The organism is Paenibacillus borealis (genome assembly GCF_000758665.1).
Taxonomy (GTDB): Bacteria; Bacillota; Bacilli; order Paenibacillales; family Paenibacillaceae; genus Paenibacillus_AQ; species Paenibacillus_AQ borealis.
Genome location: NZ_CP009285.1, coordinates 712632 through 731813 on the forward strand (window position 1 = coordinate 712632; position 19182 = coordinate 731813).

General features: G+C 54.9%; 14 protein-coding genes. 8 read left to right on the top strand and 6 right to left on the bottom strand.

Features of this window, described 5'->3' with window-relative positions; translation table 11 throughout:
- Positions 1-46: 46 nt before the first annotated feature.
- Positions 47-1105: an LCP family protein gene (locus tag PBOR_RS03145; RefSeq protein WP_042210426.1), complete on the bottom strand. Its 1059-nt coding sequence runs from the start codon at positions 1103-1105 to the stop codon at positions 47-49.
- Between the two features lie 108 nt (positions 1106-1213).
- On the opposite strand from PBOR_RS03145, the gene bcp reads away from it, so the two are divergent.
- Both bcp and PBOR_RS03155 read left to right on the top strand, forming a co-directional pair.
- Positions 1214-1669, top strand: coding sequence for a thioredoxin-dependent thiol peroxidase (gene bcp / locus PBOR_RS03150; RefSeq protein ID WP_425415528.1), 456 nt, complete (start codon positions 1214-1216; stop codon positions 1667-1669).
- A gap of 126 nt (positions 1670-1795) precedes the next feature.
- The gene (locus PBOR_RS03155; RefSeq protein WP_047171608.1) at positions 1796-6076 is read left to right on the top strand and encodes a 2-hydroxyacyl-CoA dehydratase; all 4281 of its coding nucleotides are present in this window, start codon (positions 1796-1798) and stop codon (positions 6074-6076) included.
- A 73-nt stretch (positions 6077-6149) separates the two neighbouring features.
- Here PBOR_RS03155 and PBOR_RS36785 read toward each other — a convergent pair whose 3' ends face one another.
- Together PBOR_RS36785 and PBOR_RS03160 are read right to left on the bottom strand one after the other, a co-directional pair.
- On the bottom strand, positions 6150-6308 hold the full coding sequence (locus tag PBOR_RS36785; protein WP_157763962.1) for a hypothetical protein: 159 nt from the start codon (positions 6306-6308) through the stop codon (positions 6150-6152).
- Between the two features lie 188 nt (positions 6309-6496).
- Positions 6497-7183: a DinB family protein gene (locus PBOR_RS03160; protein ID WP_042210429.1), complete on the bottom strand. Its 687-nt coding sequence runs from the start codon at positions 7181-7183 to the stop codon at positions 6497-6499.
- A 207-nt stretch (positions 7184-7390) separates the two neighbouring features.
- On the opposite strand from PBOR_RS03160, the gene PBOR_RS03165 reads away from it, so the two are divergent.
- Together PBOR_RS03165 and PBOR_RS03170 are read left to right on the top strand one after the other, a co-directional pair.
- A complete protein-coding gene (locus PBOR_RS03165; protein WP_042210430.1) occupies positions 7391-7846 on the top strand; it encodes a MarR family winged helix-turn-helix transcriptional regulator in 456 nt (151 codons plus the stop codon).
- Complete coding sequence (locus PBOR_RS03170; RefSeq protein WP_042210431.1) at positions 7843-9375, top strand: DHA2 family efflux MFS transporter permease subunit; 1533 nt, start codon at positions 7843-7845, stop codon at positions 9373-9375. The genes PBOR_RS03165 and PBOR_RS03170 overlap by 4 nt, the downstream gene beginning before the upstream one ends.
- 91 nt (positions 9376-9466) lie before the next feature.
- Here the strand turns inward: PBOR_RS03170 and PBOR_RS03175 are convergent, their stop codons facing one another.
- Both PBOR_RS03175 and PBOR_RS03180 read right to left on the bottom strand, forming a co-directional pair.
- On the bottom strand, positions 9467-9763 hold the full coding sequence (locus PBOR_RS03175) for a zinc ribbon domain-containing protein (RefSeq protein WP_042210432.1): 297 nt from the start codon (positions 9761-9763) through the stop codon (positions 9467-9469).
- 119 nt (positions 9764-9882) lie between these two features.
- On the bottom strand, positions 9883-10863 hold the full coding sequence (locus PBOR_RS03180) for a helix-turn-helix transcriptional regulator (protein ID WP_042210433.1): 981 nt from the start codon (positions 10861-10863) through the stop codon (positions 9883-9885).
- 129 nt (positions 10864-10992) lie between these two features.
- Between PBOR_RS03180 and PBOR_RS03185 the strand changes: the two genes are divergently transcribed.
- Entirely contained in the window at positions 10993-12264 is a 1272-nt protein-coding gene (locus PBOR_RS03185) for an MFS transporter (RefSeq protein WP_042210434.1), read from the top strand.
- Positions 12265-12283: 19 nt separating this feature from the next.
- On the opposite strand, the gene PBOR_RS03190 is transcribed toward PBOR_RS03185, so the two are convergent.
- Positions 12284-12976 carry a DedA family protein gene (locus PBOR_RS03190; protein WP_042210435.1) on the bottom strand — a complete coding sequence of 231 codons (693 nt, stop codon included), beginning with the start codon at positions 12974-12976 and terminating at the stop codon, positions 12284-12286.
- 91 nt (positions 12977-13067) lie between these two features.
- Here PBOR_RS03190 and PBOR_RS03195 point away from each other — a divergent pair, with 91 nt between their 5' ends.
- From PBOR_RS03195 to PBOR_RS03205, 3 genes are all read left to right on the top strand, one after another.
- The gene (locus tag PBOR_RS03195) at positions 13068-14507 is read left to right on the top strand and encodes a polysaccharide deacetylase family protein (RefSeq protein WP_245648225.1); all 1440 of its coding nucleotides are present in this window, start codon (positions 13068-13070) and stop codon (positions 14505-14507) included.
- Positions 14508-14667: 160 nt separating this feature from the next.
- Positions 14668-16167, top strand: a complete 1500-nt coding sequence (locus PBOR_RS03200) for a DUF58 domain-containing protein (RefSeq protein WP_081971891.1) — start codon at positions 14668-14670, stop codon at positions 16165-16167.
- Positions 16136-18625, top strand: coding sequence for a transglutaminase domain-containing protein (locus tag PBOR_RS03205; RefSeq protein ID WP_042210438.1), 2490 nt, complete (start codon positions 16136-16138; stop codon positions 18623-18625). The genes PBOR_RS03200 and PBOR_RS03205 overlap by 32 nt, the downstream gene beginning before the upstream one ends.
- The last annotated feature ends 557 nt before the right edge of the window (positions 18626-19182 follow it).

Genomic DNA, 19182 nt, shown 5'->3' on the forward strand with positions numbered 1-19182 from the left:
CCCGCTGTCCGCCCGCCCCTTGTGCCAAGCATGGTTAAATTGAATTCTAGTTCGTTCCCGGTGAAGCGGAAGGGCTGCTGCCCGGTGAAGCCTCTGCTTCAGGAGTCGGAGTAGGATCCGGCGCAGTGACAGTATCCTGCACGAACTGCTTCAGATCTTCTTCGCTGGTGAAGCCGATGACCTGGGAGCCATCCTTGGTGGTTTTCTCTCTGATCAGCTCCATCGGCGGGATTTGGGCACTGCCGCCCATAGAGCTGTCATAGCCGACGCTCCCCAGCTTCCACATATCACTTAATGTAAGATTGGTATCGATATAAGGCGTAACCTCTGACAGAATTGTGGGCAGCTTAATAATAGAAGTGGTGCTGATCACCTTGTCCGCTACGGCCTTGAGGAATCCGCGCTGGCGTTCCGTCCGGGTGAAATCGGAAGTGGCGTCATGGCGGAAGCGCACGTACTGCAGCGCCATATTACCATCCAGGTGCTGGAAGCCTTTTTTGAGATCAATATCGAACTCAGGCCCGTCCGCTTTGGAAGTATAGTGCATGTCTTTCTCAACCTCATAGTCGACACCGCCAACGGCATCTACAAGCTTCATGAAGCCCTGGAAATCGGTATACACATAATATTGAATCGGGATGCCGAGCAGATCGCTTACCGTCTGCATCGCCGTATTGGGTCCATAGGTAATTGCAGCATTGATCCGCTGTGTCCCGTGGTCAGGTATAGGGATATAAGTATCGCGAAGAATGGAGAACACATAGAATTTCTTCTTCACCGGGTCCAGTGAGGCAACCAGCATCGTATCTGAGCGTGGAACCTCGCCTTTCTTCACCCCGCGCGCATCCACACCCATGAGCAGGATATTTACAGGCTCTGTGCCTTCCCATTCAGGAGGCTGAACCGTTTCTGCCGAGGCTGTTGGCACATTGGCAAACGGAGAATCTTCACCTGTCTTGTGCAGGTTGTCGAGCTGGTTGTAGATCGCGGTGAAATAATAAATCAGACCTCCGATTATCAAAAGGAGTATGATTGCCAGAGTCCAGAGCAGCGGTTTCTTCTTTGACTTGCCGGCTTTTGCGTGCCGGTTCTTTCTTGGCGGCATTTCGTTCGTCCTTTCCGATTCACATTCTCTACATTATAATTTCTTTTGGGAATACACGCAATTTCCGAATTCAGAGTCCTAACTATGAGGAGTGAACATTAATTGAATATCGAACTTGGACAAAAGGTCCCTGATTTCACCCTTCCCGCTTCCACAGGGCAGGAGATCAGCTTGAGCCAGTATCTCGGCAGGAAAGTACTGCTCTATTTCTATCCCAAGAATATGACGCCCGCCTGCACCCAGGAAGCCTGCGATTTCCGTGATGCGCATGACACGATTGCCGCCCACGGAGCGGTTCTGCTGGGAATCAGCCCCGATAATCTCGCCTCACACGGCAAATTTATCGCGAAGAACGCTTTGCCTTTTCCGCTGCTGTCCGATGAGGAGCATAAGGTAAGTGAATTGTTCGGAGTGTGGCAGCTGAAGAAGCTGTACGGCAAAGAATTCATGGGCATTGTCCGTTCCACCTTCCTGATTGACGAAGAAGGAATTCTGCGTGCGGAATGGAGAAAAGTCCGGGTCAAGGGCCATGTGGAGGCCGCATTAGGACAAATCGTGAAATAATTAAGTATGATTGGAGTTAATTGTATTTGTCTGTTACTTTTTTAACAGCCTTGGTCAGCCTCTCTCATGATATAGTTGCCTCATATTACTTCAAATTTGGAGCAAGGCATGGGGGATGGCATGAAAATACTGCGTATTGGGCTTGACGTCGGATCAACTACGGCCAAATTGGTTGTTATGGAACGGGATACAATTATTTATCAAGATTATGTGCGTCATTTCAGCGATATAAAAAAAGCGGCGTTATCTCTCCTGTCAGATGTACAGGACCGGTTCCCGGATAGCGAAGCCGCACTAACTGTAAGCGGCTCCTCCGGTTTATCACTATCCAAACTGGGGGAGATTCCTTTTGTCCAGGAGGTCATTGCCTGTACCAAGGCGATCAGCGAACGGATTCCGCAATGTGATACAGCGATTGAGCTTGGCGGTGAAGATGCCAAGATTATTTATCTCAGCGGCGGCATTGAGCAACGGATGAATACCGCCTGCGCGGGGGGCACCGGAGCCTTCATCGATCAGATGGCCTCGCTGCTGCAGACCGACCCAGGCGGGCTCAACGAGCTTGCAGTGAAGCATGAGCGGATCTATCCGATCGCTTCACGCTGCGGGGTATTTGCCAAGAGTGATGTGCAGCCGCTGCTGAATGAAGGGGCACGCCGCGAGGATGTGGCGGCATCGATCTTCCAGAGCATTGTGAACCAGACGATCAGCGGACTTGCCTGCGGCCGGCCGATCCGCGGCCGTGTAGCTTTTCTGGGCGGACCGCTGACGTTCCTGTCTGCACTCCGCGACCGTTTCGCGGATACGCTGGGGCTTAAGGAAGGGGATATACTGTTCCCGGAGCATTCGCAGTATTTTGTCGCTATCGGTTCGGCGCTTGCGCAGTCTGATCCCCTGTTCCTGCCGCTGCCTCGCTGGATCTCACGGATTGCTTCCGTGGACTTCACACTGGACCGGGCGGAGGATGCCGAGCTGGCACCGCTGTTTGAGACGCCGGATGACCTGGCGCAGTTCAGACTCCGCCACGGCCAAGCGACGGCACCGCGTTCCGAGTTGTCCGCCTATCGCGGACCTCTTTATCTTGGCATTGATGCCGGCTCTACAACGACAAAGCTGGTGATTACCGGCTCGGCGGATGAGATTCTATACACTTCCTATGGAAGCAATAAAGGCAACCCGCTGCAGTCTGTCACGGATGCGCTGAAGGAAATCTACCGGATTCTGCCGGAAGGCTGCTATATCGCAGGAGCTTATGCTACCGGTTACGGCGAGGGATTGGTCAAGGCCGCACTGCGGACGGACGGCGGCGAAGTGGAGACCGTAGCCCATTATAAAGCGGCCTCCAAGTTCATGCCGGAAGTAGACTTTATCCTCGATATTGGCGGCCAGGATATGAAGTGCATCAAGATCCGCGGCGGCGCCATTGACAGCCTGATGCTGAATGAGGCCTGCTCGGCAGGCTGCGGTTCCTTCCTGGAGAGCTTCGCCTCCGCGCTGGAGCTTGGAATTGAGGAGTTCGCCCAATCGGCGCTCGAATCTGGCAAGCCGGTGAATCTGGGATCACGCTGCACAGTGTTCATGAATTCTAAGGTGAAGCAGGTACAGAAGGAAGGGGCGTCGCTGGCGGATCTCTCGGCCGGTCTTGCCTATTCCGTCATTAAGAATGCCTTGCAAAAGGTTATCAAAATCCGTAATCCTGAAGATTTGGGCCGCAACATCATTGTTCAGGGCGGCACTTTCTACAATGAAGCTGTGCTGCGGGCCTTTGAGCTGCTGACCGGAAGAACGGTGGTCAGACCTGACATTGCCGGTGTTATGGGCGCTTACGGCTGTGCGCTGATTGCCAAAGAGCAGGCCGGCACAGAAGGGGTCAGCACTATTCTGGGACCGGAAGAGCTGGAGACATTCCAATATTCAGTCTCTCCCGGCCGCTGCAGCCGCTGCGCCAATAACTGCGCGCTGACCATCAGCCGCTTCCCGGACAAGAGCTTCCACGTGACCGGCAACCGCTGCGAACGCGGAGCGGGGGGCAAGAAAGAAAAGAATACGCTGCCGAATCTGATGCAGTATAAATATGAACGTTTCTTCGATTATGAAGGTCTGCCTGAAGAAGCGGCGGTGCGGGGCACGGTCGGTATTCCGCGGACGATGAATATGTTCGAGAATTATCCGTTCTGGCATACCTTCTTCACCACTCTGCGCTACCGGACCGTACTGTCGCCGAAGTCCAGCAAGAAGCTGTATGAGAGCGGAATGGATACCATTCCGTCAGAATCCATCTGTTATCCGGCGAAGATGGCCCACGGGCATGTGCAGAGTCTGATCGGCAAGGGCGTTGATTTCATCTTCTACCCGGCGGTTGTCTTTGAGAAGAAGGAAGATGAAGCGGCCCAGAATCATTTCAATTGTCCGGTAGTTGCCTCCTATCCGGAGGTTATCCGCAACAATATGGATGGTCTGAAGGAGCAGGGTGTTCCCCTGGTCAGTCCGTTCCTGACCTTTGATGATATTCCGGCATTGACCCGGGTGCTGGTGAAGACCTTTGCGGATGTTCCCAAGGAGGAGATTGCTGCAGCTGTTCAGGCGGGACTTGCTGAAGCCGATCAGGCGAAGAATGATGTGCGTACGAAGGGCGAAGAAACGCTGGTCTTCCTCACGGAGACAGGGACGAAGGGCATTCTGCTCTGCGGACATCCATACCATGCTGATCCCGAGATCAATCACGGCATTGCCGATATGATTACCGGTATGGGGCTTGCGGTGCTGACCGAGGATTCTGTCTGCCATCTGGACCGCAGTGAAGGAGATGTAGGAGTAGTCAACCAATGGACCTATCATGCGCGGATGTACCGTGCAGCCCGGCTGGCTGCGGGAAGAAACGATTTGGAACTCGTTCAGCTGACTTCCTTTGGCTGCGGCATTGATGCGATCACCTGCGATGCCGTTCAGGAGATTATGGAGCGTCATAATAAGGTCTATACGCTGATTAAAATTGATGAGATCAGCAACCTGGGGGCCGCGCGTATCCGTCTGCGTTCCCTGCAGGCAGCTATGCGTGAGCGGGAGAAGGGTGATGTGCAGCCTCAGCTGCTGTATAAGACGGAGGCAAATGTACCCTTCACGAAGGAAATGAAAGAGACCTATACCATTCTGGCTCCGCAGATGTCACCGATCCATTTCGAGCTGTTTGAACGGGTATTCCAAGACGCAGGCTATCGTCTGAAGATTCTCGAGTCGACTGGACCGCAGGAGACGGAGGAAGGTCTGCGGTACGTGAACAATGATGCCTGTTATCCGGCGATTGTAACCATCGGGCAGATGCTGTCCGCGCTGAAGAGCGGGGAATACGATCCGGACCGGACCGCTGTAATCATGTCACAGACCGGCGGCGGCTGCCGGGCGACCAATTATATCTCCCTGCTCCGCAAGGCTCTGAAGGATTCCAATCTGGGGCAGATCCCGGTCATTTCCCTGAATGCATCCGGAATGGAGAATCAGCCGGGCTTCCGTATCAGCCTGAAGCTGGCGAACCGCCTGATTGCGGCGGCCTGCTACGGTGATCTGATGATGCGTCTCCTGCACCGTTTCAGACCGTATGAGACCGTTCCGGGAAGCGCCGGGGCTCTATTCCGCGGGGGAATGGAGCGATGCAAGAAAAGCCTGTCGAACTTCTCGTTCCGTGAGTACAAGCGGCTGTGCCGCGAGATCGTTGCTGAGTTCTCCCGTCTCGCGGTCAACCCGGCAGTTAAGCCGAAGGTCGGCATTGTCGGTGAAATACTGATCAAATTCCATCCGGATGCAAACAACCGCATTATCGATATGATTGAAGCAGAGGGCGGTGAGGCTGTGATGCCGGACTTCCTGGACTTCATTTTCTATTGTGTCTATAATCCGATCTACAAAGCCGAGCAATTCGGTAAAAGCAAACGGCTGGGATATATTAATCCTATGCTGATCTCGTATCTTGAGATTTACCGCAAGCCGGTCAAAGTGGCGCTGGAGCAAGCCGGACTGGCCAAAGGCCGGGAGAATATTTATGGTCTGGCCGAGAAAGCAAGCCGCCTGGTCTCTGTAGGCAACCAGATGGGCGAAGGCTGGTTCCTGACCGCAGAAATGATGGATCTGCTTGATAACGGCGTGAACAATATCGCCTGTATTCAGCCATTTGCCTGCCTGCCGAACCATATTACCGGCCGGGGGATGATCAAAGGACTGAAGGAGCTGTATCCGGGCGCTAATATTGTGGCCATCGACTATGATGCCGGAGTCAGCGTGGTGAACCAGGCTAACCGGATCAAGCTGATGATGTCCATCGCCAGCGGCCTGGAGAGCGGCAAACAGCCCTCAGCTGATGATGTCGCGCAGCTGATACCTGCATTAACCGGCACTGTGGGCTGCGGGATTTAAGAACAGGGATGTGTGAAGCCCTGTATGTGAAAAAGAGCGGACCGGATGAATCTCCGGCCCGCTCTTTTTCAATTCATCCGCTTTCTGTGGTGGAGATCCGGTAGCTTATCATAAATTCCTGCCCATAATACAACAATTCCCTCCTCTTATAAGCCCAAATCCAAGATTGTTGTACAAAAGGCAGCATTTCATCTTTTTCAAGCGGCTCAGCAGCATTATTCTTGTATTTCATACAACAATCCTCCCGAGCACCCAGCTATCCATTAATCCAAGTTGCAAAACGTACAACATTTATGTCTGCAGTTCTTCCTGAGAAGACTTCGCTCTGCCGCTAAAGAATCAAGTGTAAGGCATCCGCCAATCCCGCAGGGACTGACCGGTAATTTGAATGGTTGTTGTCTTAAGTGCGGGTTATATAGCTTACTTCTGCAGCTTCTGCTTCACGCGCATCGCTTTGTTAAGATGAACGAAATTATGCCGTGTGGCAGGCATCAGTACCAGTCCGGCCAGCGTTTTGCCGCCCCAGTAATCAAGCAGCCACTGCTCGGTTTCCAGGACGGCCTTCTCCTCCAGAACCCTGCTGAATTGCGCCGGAGTAGCTTTGGCTTCGAATTGGCCCGGCTGCAAGGCGGAAATGATGGACCGTGTTCTGCCTGCCACAGCACTACGGTACGCTGCCAATGCCCCGATATTAACCTCTGCACTGAACGCAGCCACCTCCTGATCGTTCATTCCATTACCGGAATGGATGAATGGGGTCTGCAGACGCTCTGCGTATTGCTCTGAATGAAGCACCTGCTCACGGTCTGCACCAAGGATATTCATGGTGATGTCCTCGATCCGCGCGCTGTGCCAAATATGCCAGACTATAGAATTATGGCTGCCGGGAGTATATACAGGATAGCTGCGCAGCGTTGACTCTGACAGATTGCTCCACAAGGAGTCCTCGAAAGTCGGCTGTTGCCCGCTGTTTATTACTGAAGCATACAGGGCTGAATGCAGCTCAAGGAATAAAGCTGCAGCTGTAGCATGCGCTTCTGGTTTTGAGATTATCCCCGATAATATCTTATGATTCCCGCCCCAGTTCTTACGTTGTTCCAGACTCATTAAATTCCCCCGCTTTCCGTGTAATTCATATTTCGGGCCCTGGAAGCCTACAATAAACGCAAACTTTTGTTGACGGCACCCCGGGAGGAGTGAAAAGAAAAAACGATTTTTCAGAAAATTTCTGTAAGTTGTTGACGAATAAATAGGTAAATAGTAAAATAGTTCGTATGCGAAGTATTATTGTGTATTAAGCTATTGGAGGGATGAATGTTGGAGGAAAAAGAAAAGCAGTTAGACGATATTCTATCCTCTTTCCGCTGTATCACCCATAATTTCCAGCAGCTTTTGTGGAAGGACGCAGAAGAACTCAAGATTACATCTACCCAGCTAATGGTATTACGTAAGTTGTCGGCACATCCCGATATCGGTATCACTGAGCTTGCAGACCTGCTGCACCTTGGCAACAGCGCGGCAAGCGGGGTGGTGGACCGGATGGTGAAGGCTGGCCTGATTACCAGGGAACGCTCGCAGAGCGACAGACGTATATTTAAGCTGGCGATGACCGATAAGGGCAAGGAGATCCGGGAGTTAAGCAAACAGTCTCTGCGCAGGTATCTGCAGCCACTGGCTAATATACCTGCAGAGGATGCCGGAGAATTGCTGCGGTTGCATGGTGAAATCATCAAAATTCTAGTACAAGGGAGAGACAACAAGAAATTATGAGTACATTTACTGCCGGCACTGCACCGTCCAAGACGATCCGCAGAGGCCCGATTATCGCAGCGCTCCTGATCGGTGCCTTCGTGGCGCTGCTGAATCAGACACTGATGAATGTGGCGCTGCCCAAAATGATGGAGGACCTGAAGATCGCCGCCAATACGGCACAATGGCTGACTACAGGATTCATGCTGGTTAATGGTGTGCTGGTGCCAATCAGCGCTTATCTGGTAGAGAAATTTACGACCCGCCAGCTCTTTACGACGGCGATGATGCTATTTTCCATAGGTACACTGGTATGTGCGGTAGGTTCAGGCTTTGAAATGATTATGGTCGGCAGAGTTATTCAGGCCGTAGGTGCCGGAATTCTGATGCCGCTGATGAACATTGTGTTCCTGCGCATCTTCCCGATTGAAGAACGCGGCAAGGCCATGGGGCTTATGGCGGTTGCGATGATTTTTGCCCCGGCAGTCGGACCTACCTTGTCCGGTTGGGTAGTTCAGAACTATTCCTGGCGCGTGTTGTTCTACATCGTGCTTCCGCTGGCGATCTTCTCGATGCTGCTAGGCATGAAGACGATGCAGAATGTAGGCAAGCTGACTTCTCCGAAGCTGGATAAGCCGGGTGTAATCTTATCGACCCTGGGCTTTGGCGGCCTGCTGTACGGCTTCAGTGACGCCGGAACAGACGGCTGGGGCAGCACAACCGTTATCCTTTGCCTGATCCTGGGTGTTGTCTCCCTGGGGCTGTTCGTATGGCGTGAGCTTACGGCGGATAAGCCGCTGCTTGAATTCCGCATTTTCCGTTACAACATGTATTCACTCACTACTGTAATTAACATTATTGTGACCATGGCTATGTACGCAGGTATGATCCTGCTGCCGATCTATCTGCAGACAATCCGCGGGTTTACACCTATGGAATCCGGACTGATGCTGCTGCCGGGTGCCATCCTGATGGGTATTATGTCTCCGATCACCGGAATTATATTTGATAAAATCGGCGCAAGATGGCTGGCGGTTATCGGTCTTGCCATCACAGCCATTACGACCTGGGAATTCAGCCAGATCAGTGACAGCACAACCTATACACATCTGATCCTGACTTATACTGCACGGATGTTCGGGATGTCCATGCTGATGATGCCAATCGTAACTGCCGGTCTGAACCAGCTGCCGCAGCGTTTGGCTTCGCATGGTACGGCAATGTCCAACACCCTGCGGACCGTAGGCGGTGCACTGGGTATGGCACTGTTCGTCAGCCTGATGACCAACCGTACGAAGAGCAACATTACCGATGCACTGACAAGCGGTGCGGTATCGCAGACCGATAAGGCGGCGATGCTTAAGCTGACACAGGAAGCGACCATTAACGGGATTACCCATGCGTTCACCGTAGCTACCTGGGTGACGGTTCTTGCCCTGGTGCTGGCGTTGTTCATCAGAAAGACTTCGCCGCAGCCGGACTTCCTGAAGACGGAAGAAGCGGAGGAAGTACAGCCGCAGCCTAACAAGGTGAAATCTCAAAGAGCTTAATCTTTTCTATAGCTAAAATTGCAAAAAAGGGACTATCCGCAAAGACCGTAACGGTTGCCGGATGGTCCTTTTTTCTGCCCGGTTAGTCGCCTCAGCTAACCCCGGCTCCCGAGCTCCAGCGCTTCAACTGCGGCAGGGAATTGCCGAGTATCTGTCGGGCAGCAGCTTCATCCATACCTTCTTCTACCATGTATCCGGCGCAGAGATCAGTCATCTCCTGCAGTGTGATATCGGGCTGCTTGAATTCACCGTTCTCATAACAGTAGATACAGTACTCCTCCGTTTTGTTGCCCTCCTTGTCGCTGCCCTGCAGCTCCGCATCAGTTACCGGCATTCCGCAGCTCTGGCAGAGTAAGCCCTCCGTTTGTCTCGTTGACTCCGTTTCCATCTCGCACACTCCTCTGGGTTCTGGTTCAGGCGCTGTTTGCCGCCCCTACCTGTCCAGTATAAGCCGGCAAACCTGACAGCATAGATTCAGGTTACCGGGAGGATTGGGAAAATTGCTTATTATGGCGTTCGTGCCGGAGATGCCTCCGGCTGCGGCTGCGCCAGACTGCCGGCATACTTAGCTGCAACGCCTCCGGCCAGCTCGCCCATTCTGCGGCGGATATGTTCCGGCCCAAGCACCTCCAGCACGGTTCCGAAGCTTAGCAGGAAGCCGTACAGCCAGTCGTTCTCGGGATAACTCACGGTAAGGGTATACCCGCCGCTGCTATCCTGCTGAAGCTCTTCAGCGTCGAAATACTCTTCTGCCAGATGTTTGCCCTCCGGTGCAAAGTGCAGCCGGATCGGCTGGATATTCTGCGGTTCTTTCCAGCCGTCCGTCCAGGGCAGCTCCTTCAGCGGAAGATCCTGGCGGGTATAGTGCTGCTTCTCCTTCACCAACGCTTTCATCCGCAGCAGCTTGAAGAGCCGGAAATCCCGGCGTTCTGTGCAGAAGCCGTATAAGTACCAGCTTTGTCCTTTGAGCACGAGCGTGTAAGGTTCAACGGTGCGCGTACTTGACCGGCCCTCGGCCGAGATGTATTCGAAGGAGATGACGGCATTTTCCTCCAGCGCCTCTTTAAGGAGGCTGATCCGCTCCTCCAACGGGCCCATCAGCCCCCAAGGGGAGAGATCGACGATCATCTGGGTGGTTTTGCTGCGGAAGGCGGCAGTCTGGGAAGGCGGAATCACACTGCTGATTTTCTCCATTAGCAGCTGGTGACCTTCCCCGCCATAAGAAGAGACGCTTTGCAGCGCGCCGAAGATATCAGCCAGCTCACGCTCGGACAGAACATTGCGGTCCAGCCGGTAGCCCTGCATGAGGCCGATGCCGCCCCCGGCTCCCTGATACGTGACGACAGGAATACCTGCGGTATTAATGCTGTCTATATCGCGGTAGATGGTGCGTACAGACACTTCGAACATATCGGCCAGCTCCTTGGCCTGAATCAGCGGCCGGTTCAGCAGCAGAATGACAATGGAGAGGAGACGGTCTATTTTCACAGAAATGCACCTGCCTTCAGGTTGATGGTCTAAGCTTAGCAAATTGCCGGAAATAAAGCATTGCCCCAAATTGGATATTATAATATCATCTAATTAGATAAACATTTAATTTTATGAGGGGATTATGTTATGACTACAAATGCCGGATCACTTACGGGGCGCAATAAAGGATATCGAAGGCTGTTTGCAGCCGGGTTAATCAATGGCATCGGCGACCGCTTCAGCAGTATTGCCATGCTGGCTTTGGTGCTTCATTTAACCGGGTCGGGAATGGCTGTAGGAATATCTCTTGGCGTGCGGGTGCTGCCTTATCTGTTCATGGCTCCGCTGGGAGGGATGCTGGCTGGCAGACTGCCGCGCAAAACGGTCATGATGGCTGTAGACTTCCTGCGTGTGCCGGTAGCTTTGTCTTTGCTCTGGGTAGACGGGGAGAGTATGCTGTGGCTGGTGTATGCCGGGAGCTTTGTAATGGCAGCAGGTGAGGCCATCTATAGTCCGGTGCGCAAGTCTTCCATCCCGCTGCTGGCAGCGCCGGAGGATTTGCTGCGGATTAACGGGCTGGAACAGCTTTTGAACGGCTGCGTGCTAATTGTTGGCGCCTTTACCGGAGGGGTTATCTCGCTGTACTTCGGTCCGGACATGGCTTTTATTATGAATGCTGTGTCGTTCCTGGCGGCCGGATTGCTGATAAGGGGGATTCATTATCCCAAGCAGGTACTTGCCGGAGATGCAGGCCGGGAGTCAACACCGCATGCTGAAGGCGGAAACCATACCTTAGGCTTGTCTGCCAAAAGGACACGGCGGCGGGCGCTGCGCACAGTCATTGGAGGCAGTCTGGCACTGCAGATTGTGTTCTGCTATGAATTACTGGTGCCGGTAATCAATGGCTGGGACAATGTGCTGATCAGCGTATATGCTGTGCAGGTATTTCATACCGGAGACAGCGGGGTAGGGGCGTTCTATGCGGCGCTTGGCATCGGGCTCAGCCTGAGTTTCTTTGCCGGCCGCTTATTCCGCAAAGGGCTCATGGCGGTAGCGCTCGGCGGCCTGCTGCTCGAGGGCATTCTGCTCATGATGATTAGCGCCAGCGGCCACTTCGCTGCAGCATTTCTGCTGTATATTCTGCTATCTTTGGCCGGAGGGACCGGCAATGCCTGTCTGGATACGCTGGTGATGAGAGAGACGCCGCCTCCGCTGCAGCCGGCCGTATTCGGCCTGCTGGCGGCAGTAAGCGGAACCTTGCTGGGCCTGTCCATGCTGGGGGCCGGCTGGCTGCTTGATTATGTGGAGCCCAGAATGCTGGGATTCGCGGGCGGGGCGGGTTTTGCTGTCATTGCCTTGTTGCTGGGAGGTTACTTTCTGCTGCATAGCAAATGGAATAAGCGGTATAGGGAGTCCTAACATTAATGACATGAAAAAATCAGCGGCTCTTGGAGGTTTCTTTGACCTTGACCTTGACCTTTACGTTGACTTCCGCCTCAAGCGGAGCCGCGGCTTTGCGCCGGGACAGCCGGAGACGGATGGCATTCCGGTATCGGTACATCACTATCAGCGCGGCAATAACTGCAGCGATGAGGGCAATCCAGAGGGCATAGGTTTCCATTAAATGAAAAATGCCCATCCACTGCGGTCCGAAGATTTTGCCGATTCCTAAGAATAAAAGTACCCAGAACAATGCGCCGCCATAGGCGTACATTGCGAATTTGCGGAAAGGCAGTGCGATAATGCCGGCAAAGTAGCCGGTGAAATGGCGGACACCCGGAACGAAGTAACCGATGGAGATCAGCACGCTGCCGTACCGCTCGAACCAGCGCTGTGTCTTTTCCAGCTTGGCCGGAGAGAACATGAACCATTTGCCGTAGCGCTGGATGAAGGGCAGGCCGAGTTTAAGCCCAATGAAATAAGTAATGGTCATGCCTACTGTGGTCCCTGCAAATGCTACGACAACCAATGTGAAGAAATCGAGTCTTCCGGTGTAGGACAGGAACCCGGCGAAGGCCATTGTAGTCTCCCCGGGGAAAGGAAGGGCAATGAATTCCAGCAAAAGCCCAAGGAACAATACGCTGTATCCATAGCTGGCGAACAATTCCTGTATCCATTTCAGCATTTCCATAAATTTATCACGCTCCGAAGGCTATACGCCTAATTCTATTTTGAAGCTTGTCTTCATACAATCTACCAAATGACGCGAAAGCGTGAGTAGAATGCTGGAGGTAGAGAAGATGAAGGAAAGCCGGGAGAATCCTATCCGCCGGTTTATTATGCGCGGGTTGCTTATTATGGCAGTACTACTGAGTATGTCGGCCTTTGGGGGCGAAGGGGAATCCCCGGCTTCATGGAGGACATTCTCCCTGCAGGCTGAAGCGGGCCTTGCAGCACCACTACTCTCTAAGAATAATCCTCCGGATGTCCCGGTGCAAGATTTGCCGCCGGCTGGCGTCAAGAACGCGGAAGCAAAGCCGCTGCAGCCCCGTAGTCCGGGGGATTCCGCTTATACGGAAGCTGCCGATCCGCAAGCTTCCGCCCTACAGAAAGTATCGGACGCTGCGGTCACAACTAATCAGGAAGCTAAACCCGGAAAGAAAACGCGGGTTGTCTATCTCACATTCGATGACGGCCCGAGTGCGGTTACTCCCCAGGTGCTTAAGATATTGCAGGAGCAGGGGGTGAAGGCTACCTTCTTCGTGCTGGGCGAGCAGGCTGCCAGCCGTCCTGAAATGATCAATGCAATCTGGGAACAGGGACACGCCATCGGTAATCATACCTATAATCACAATTATCATGATCTCTATAGCGGGTTCACGGAGTTCTGGCGTCAGATCAAACAGACAGAGGAGACGGTCAGAGGCATCACAGGTGTCCGCCCGCAGCTGGTCCGTGCACCGGGAGGCACTTTTGGCCATTTTGACAATACTTATTTTTATCTGCTGAAGCAAGCGGGCTATGAAGTGATGGACTGGACCGTAGACAGCGGAGACTCCAGCCGCCGGGGAGTGCCTGCTGCAGAGATTGTGCAGAATTCGGTTGCTGAGCTGGATTCTCCGAGTGTTGTCCTGCTGCTGCATGACGGATCGGGGCATGAGCAGAGTGCCAAAGCGCTGCCGGCCATCATTGAACGTTACAAAGCGGCCGGTTATGAATTCGGCTTACTGGATGCACAGAGTGCGCCGGTACAGTTCAGAGTATCGGCTCAGGCAGCAGCGCTGCAGCGGGTGAAGCCGTCCACAGCCTGGATATCCGCCAATATTGTTCCGAATGCTGAACTGTTTGCACCCGGCAAACCGCTAGCTCTGGAGGTAGGCAGGCTGGAAACCGTCCTGAAGCCCGGAGAATACAATTTCCGGGACGGACAATATTCCGTGCCTCTCCGTGCCGCCGTGGAACGGCTGGGCGGGCAAGTCGGCTGGGATACAGCTACACGCAGCGGAAAGGTAAGCTGGAATGGACGAACAGTGACCCTGAATTCAAAGAAACAGCAGATTGAAATCGTCCAGCCGGATGGAGCAGTGGAGCTCAAGACAGCAAATATACAGCTCATCGGTTCCTCCCTATGGGTATCCCTGCGGGATTTGCTCGAAGCCACAGGACATCCGCCGCTGGAGGCCAGTGTAAATGCAGAGGAACGCAGAGTTAAAGCACTGTAAAGCCGATGAGAGAGCAGCAATAATATAAATAGCCGGGAGAATTGGGGGTAAAAGAATTCCCTGAATGTCTGGGCACCCTTTTTCGTGGGAAGAATAGATAGTAATAGGCTCCCGGAAGCTGAATGGCCAGAGGAAATGCGGGCTGGCGGGGAGCTAGTCTATGACCAAAGGAAGGGTGTCGTCCTTGTCCTCTTCATCATTGATAGATCAGATTAGGTATGAGTATGAAAAGCATGACAGTACAGGGAATTCTGCTGCTGTGTTCCTCTCCCGCCGGCGTATCCGCACTACTGTGCAGGAATGGGGGCGGATGCTGCTCTTAACAGCAGCTGTCCTGGGATTGTATCTGTGGCGGGGAGGGGAATCGCTGCTGCTGCTTCTGTCGGCGGGGGGGATTATAATATCCGGCGGTCTGCTTATGCAGCTCTGCGGTCCGCGGAGGGTAGCTGTTCACCGGATAATAACGCCCAAACGCCCTTCGGCCGGAGATACGGTAACTGTAGAAGTACAGCTTAGCTTTGCCTCCAAAATTCCGCTTCCCTGGATGATTGTTGCCGATTACTGGAGCGGAGGCAGCCATCAGGAGCTGCTGTTTCCCGGATTCCGGCGCTCCTTCACTTACTCGTATGAACTGAAATCTGTTCCCAGAGGGATACACCAGCTTTATGGTTGCGGCGTAACCTGGGGGGATCTGCCGGGATTGTTCACGGGCGGCTGCCAGCCGGAAGGCAGGGAGAGCTTCAAGGTGCTCCCGAAGGCGCTGTATCTGACCGGCAGCCTGCCGGATAACCGTGCGATGCCGGGAGACCGGATGCTTCCCGCGCGGGGGAAACAGGGCAGCGCAGAAGCGGCGGATATCCGCGACTATGCTCCCGGTGATCCGCTCAGCCGGATTCACTGGAAGAACAGCGCACGCAAAGGGACCCTTCAGAGCAGAGTGCCCGAGCGGGAAGCCGGGCAGATGACCTGTATCGTGCTTGCCAACAGTCCGGAGGATTATGAGGTTCCTTACGGTGCTCTGGTACCGCGCGGGCAGCGCGGAACGGTAATGCCTGCTTTTGAGCGGGCCGTATCGGCAGCAATGGGACTGATGCTCTCTGCGGAACGTTCCGGCAGCTACCTGCAGCTCTTCAGCGGCGGCTGGCCGGAAGGGATGCCCAGACATGAAGGTCTGGGTCAAATTCCCGGCAGGGTACAAGACCTGCTGACGGAAATATCCCCGTCCGGCTCTCAGAGTCTCAGCAGGCTGCTGGAGGACGCTTCGCGGGGCTGGATTCCTGGTATGACGGTATCCGTCATTACCGGCCGGCTTGAAGAGGAGTCTGCCCGGACGATTGCCCGTTTTTTGGTCCAGGGAATTAAGGTCGAGCTGTATTATGTCTGGGATCAGTCCTCTCCAGGCGGCGGGCAGGCGGCGGACACGGTGCGGAGTACAGCCGGGTCCAGGCAGACTAAGGATGGCTTCCCTGAGTCTGCACAGAGTTATTCCACTGACAACTATAGCGCGGATTCCGGCGGCAAGCAGCGCACAGGGGGGACTATATCCGGAAGTCTGATGCGCCTCGGCGCCCGTATCCATTGTCTGAACGTTGTCTCTCCTGCACAAGGGTACAAGGGGGCGGAGCATTATGGATTTCCGGGCAAACCGACATCCAATTAGGGTTGCGCCAACAGACTTGGACGGCCCGGTAATTTCACCAGGGAACAACGGGCGGCTGGAAACGGAAAGTTCGGAGAACAGCTTCGCTGATAAAAGGGAGAGCAGTCCCCTGTATTATCGCGGGCTGTTCTCTTTGGCTATTCTGGGGATGTTCACCCTGTGGCTGCTGCCGCTCAAGCGGATCGCCGCATCGGCGGAGACGGAGGAGCTCCTGAAGATCCTGATGCTCTCGGCGGCAGGACTCCTGTTATGGGGCTGCATTCAGCTTCCCCGGATTCTGCAGGCGTGCGGACAGTTCCTCCTGATCTTCCTGACCTGGTTCTATCTGTGTGCGGCAAATGAAGGGGCTGTCTGGCTGAAGCTATATGCTGCAGAGATCCTGGAGGATACCCGTCTTCTCCTGTCAGGCCGCATCTCTGCATTAAGTGAGGACAGCAGACTGTTAATTCTGGTGCTTGGCTGGGGCCTATTAGTGTCATCTGTCCAGCAGCTGGCTCTTTACAGGGGCAGTATCACCTTATTCACAGGTGTAACTCTCGTATATCTGCTGGCGCTCGATATGGTCTATGCTGTCGATACGGCTGGTGATGTACTGGTCTCGGCGGGGCTGATTCTCTGGATGCGGGCATTAAGCGGGCTGCTCCGTCTGCAGGAGCGGACAGGAAGCAAGCCTCTTCCTTACGCCCGATGGGGAATATGGGCGTTCTCCACAGCGGTGGCCGTGACAGTAGCGGCCTGGATAGGCGGGCAGGGACTTGGTGCCCGGCCGGTGGTCCCTATTACGCTTCAGCCGGTTCTAAACAAGCTGGAGAATTGGGCAGAAGCGCAAAGGCCCGGAGAATCTGCCGGGCCTCAGACAGGCAGCACCGGCTATAATTCGGGAGACGGGGAGCTTGGTATGCCTTTGTCGCCCAGCAGAGAGGCCGTCTTCAGCGTAACCGCAGCCCGCGCTTCCTACTGGCGGGGGGAGAGTGTGGCTTATTATGACGGCCGGCGATGGATCAGAAGCGGGGCATCCTATGAACCGCTTAATTTAACGGGCCTCCCTGTTGCGGGGCTGGAAACAGCCGGGCAACAGCAGCTCGTCCAGCGGATTCAGTTCGCCTGGCCTTCTTCCGGCGGGCTTCCGCTCTTCAATGCAGGGACGGCAGTCGATGTACAGAATGTCCGGCTGGCCGACGGCAGCCAGCTTGGTTATGTGCTGGCGAACGCCGAGAAGAGCAGCTTCCGGCTGCCGGAGATTTCGGGGTCTGCCAAGGTGACGGAATATACGGTGAAGTCCGTGCTTCCGGAAAGCGATCCGGCTGTGCTGCGCAAGCTGCAGGGGAGTGATCCTGCACAGGTCAGCAGCCTGTACTTGCAGCTTCCCGCAGCAATGCCGGAGCGGGTAGGGAGGCTGGCTGAGCAGCTAACCGCTGCTGCGGATAACCGTTACGATGCCGCTGCAGCGGTTGCAGATTATTTGCAGAGCGGCTATACCTACACGCTGAAGACCCGTGTGCCGCCACTCGGTGCGGATTTCGCCGATGATTTCCTCTTCGGGACCCGGCAGGGCTATTGTGTGCATTTCGCCACAGCGATGACGGTCCTGCTGCGCAGCAGCGGCATTCCGGCCCGCTACGTCCAGGGCTACGGCCCTGGGACGCTTGTACCCGGCTCCATGCCGCAGCGCTATAATGTGACCGGGGGCGATGCGCACGCCTGGGTCGAGGTCTATTTCCCCGGCGCCGGCTGGGTCCCCTTTGACCCCACGCCCGCTGCTGTCTCCGCCGCCGCCGCAGGCGGGGCGGGCACGGCGGCTGCATCTGCGCCGCCGGGAGCCCGCATGTCCGCAGCGCCCGCCGCTTTGCCGCAGGCGGGCGGCACGGCTCCAGCGCCGCTTGCCGCGGCGGCGCTGGTGCTGGCTGCCGCCATCCGCTGGCGGCGCAGCCTGGCCCTGCTGCCGGCGGTGCGCAGCGCCGGCAGACTTGGCCGGGAGCGGCAGCTTCGCGCCGCCGCTCTGGCCTGGCACGGGCTGGCGGCGCGGTATGGGCCGCCGCTGCCCGGGGTTACCGCCAGGGAGTACGCAGACTCCCTGGCCATTGAGGACGGGCGGCTGCGCGCCGCCGTCCGGGACTTTGTACGCCAGTGGGAAACCCTGGCGTACAGCAGCTCCGCGGGCGGGCCTGCCGCCCGCGGGATGCCCCCGCGCCGTGGCGCATCCGGCGTGGTCCCGCAGCCCCCGCGCCCCGGCGCATCCGGCGTGGTCCCGCAGCCCCCGCCCGATGGCGTATCCGGCGCAGTCCCGCAATCGCCGCACCGTGGCGCATCCGGCACGATCCCGCATCCACCGCGCCCCGGCGCGGCAGCATCGCTCCCACAGCCCTTGCGCTCAGGTGCTCCTGCCCAGAATGCGGAAGCCATTGACACAGCAGCATTCATTGCTATCTGCCTGACGATTACATTCCGTCTGACCTGATCAGATAAGAGGCGTCCACTGCTATCGCAGCGAGCGCCTTTTCTTTGCTATTTAGAAAATTATGATAATCGTCTGTATGGATAAGATGAGCATATTGTTGTCGGGAAGTTTCTTTGGAATTTGGAGCAGATTCCTCCCCCGTCTGAAGGACAAATTTGTTCTTCTATCAGGATTCCCGCTGAATCCCCTAGACGTCGGGTGCATGGGAAGAACAAAGGGATAAATCCCTCTGAATCCGCGGAAAGTGGGTGGTATGGGAAAATCAAAGGGATAAATCCCTCTGAATCCGCGGAAAATGGGCGGTATGGGAAAATTAAAGGGATAAATCCCTTTCTACTGGACGTTGAGCAAAGGAGGAAATGAAGAGCATTAGTGCCCTTGATTTAGCCGAATTTGGTCCTAAGGAGGAAATGAAGAGCATTAGTGCCCTTGATTTAGCCGAATTTGGTCCTAAGGAGTAAATGAGGAGCATTAATGCCCTTGATTTCACCAAGGCTACCCAGAAATAGTCTGAATGGTGCTAGGTGAGGTGTCCTAAAAATCTATGTAAGTAGCTC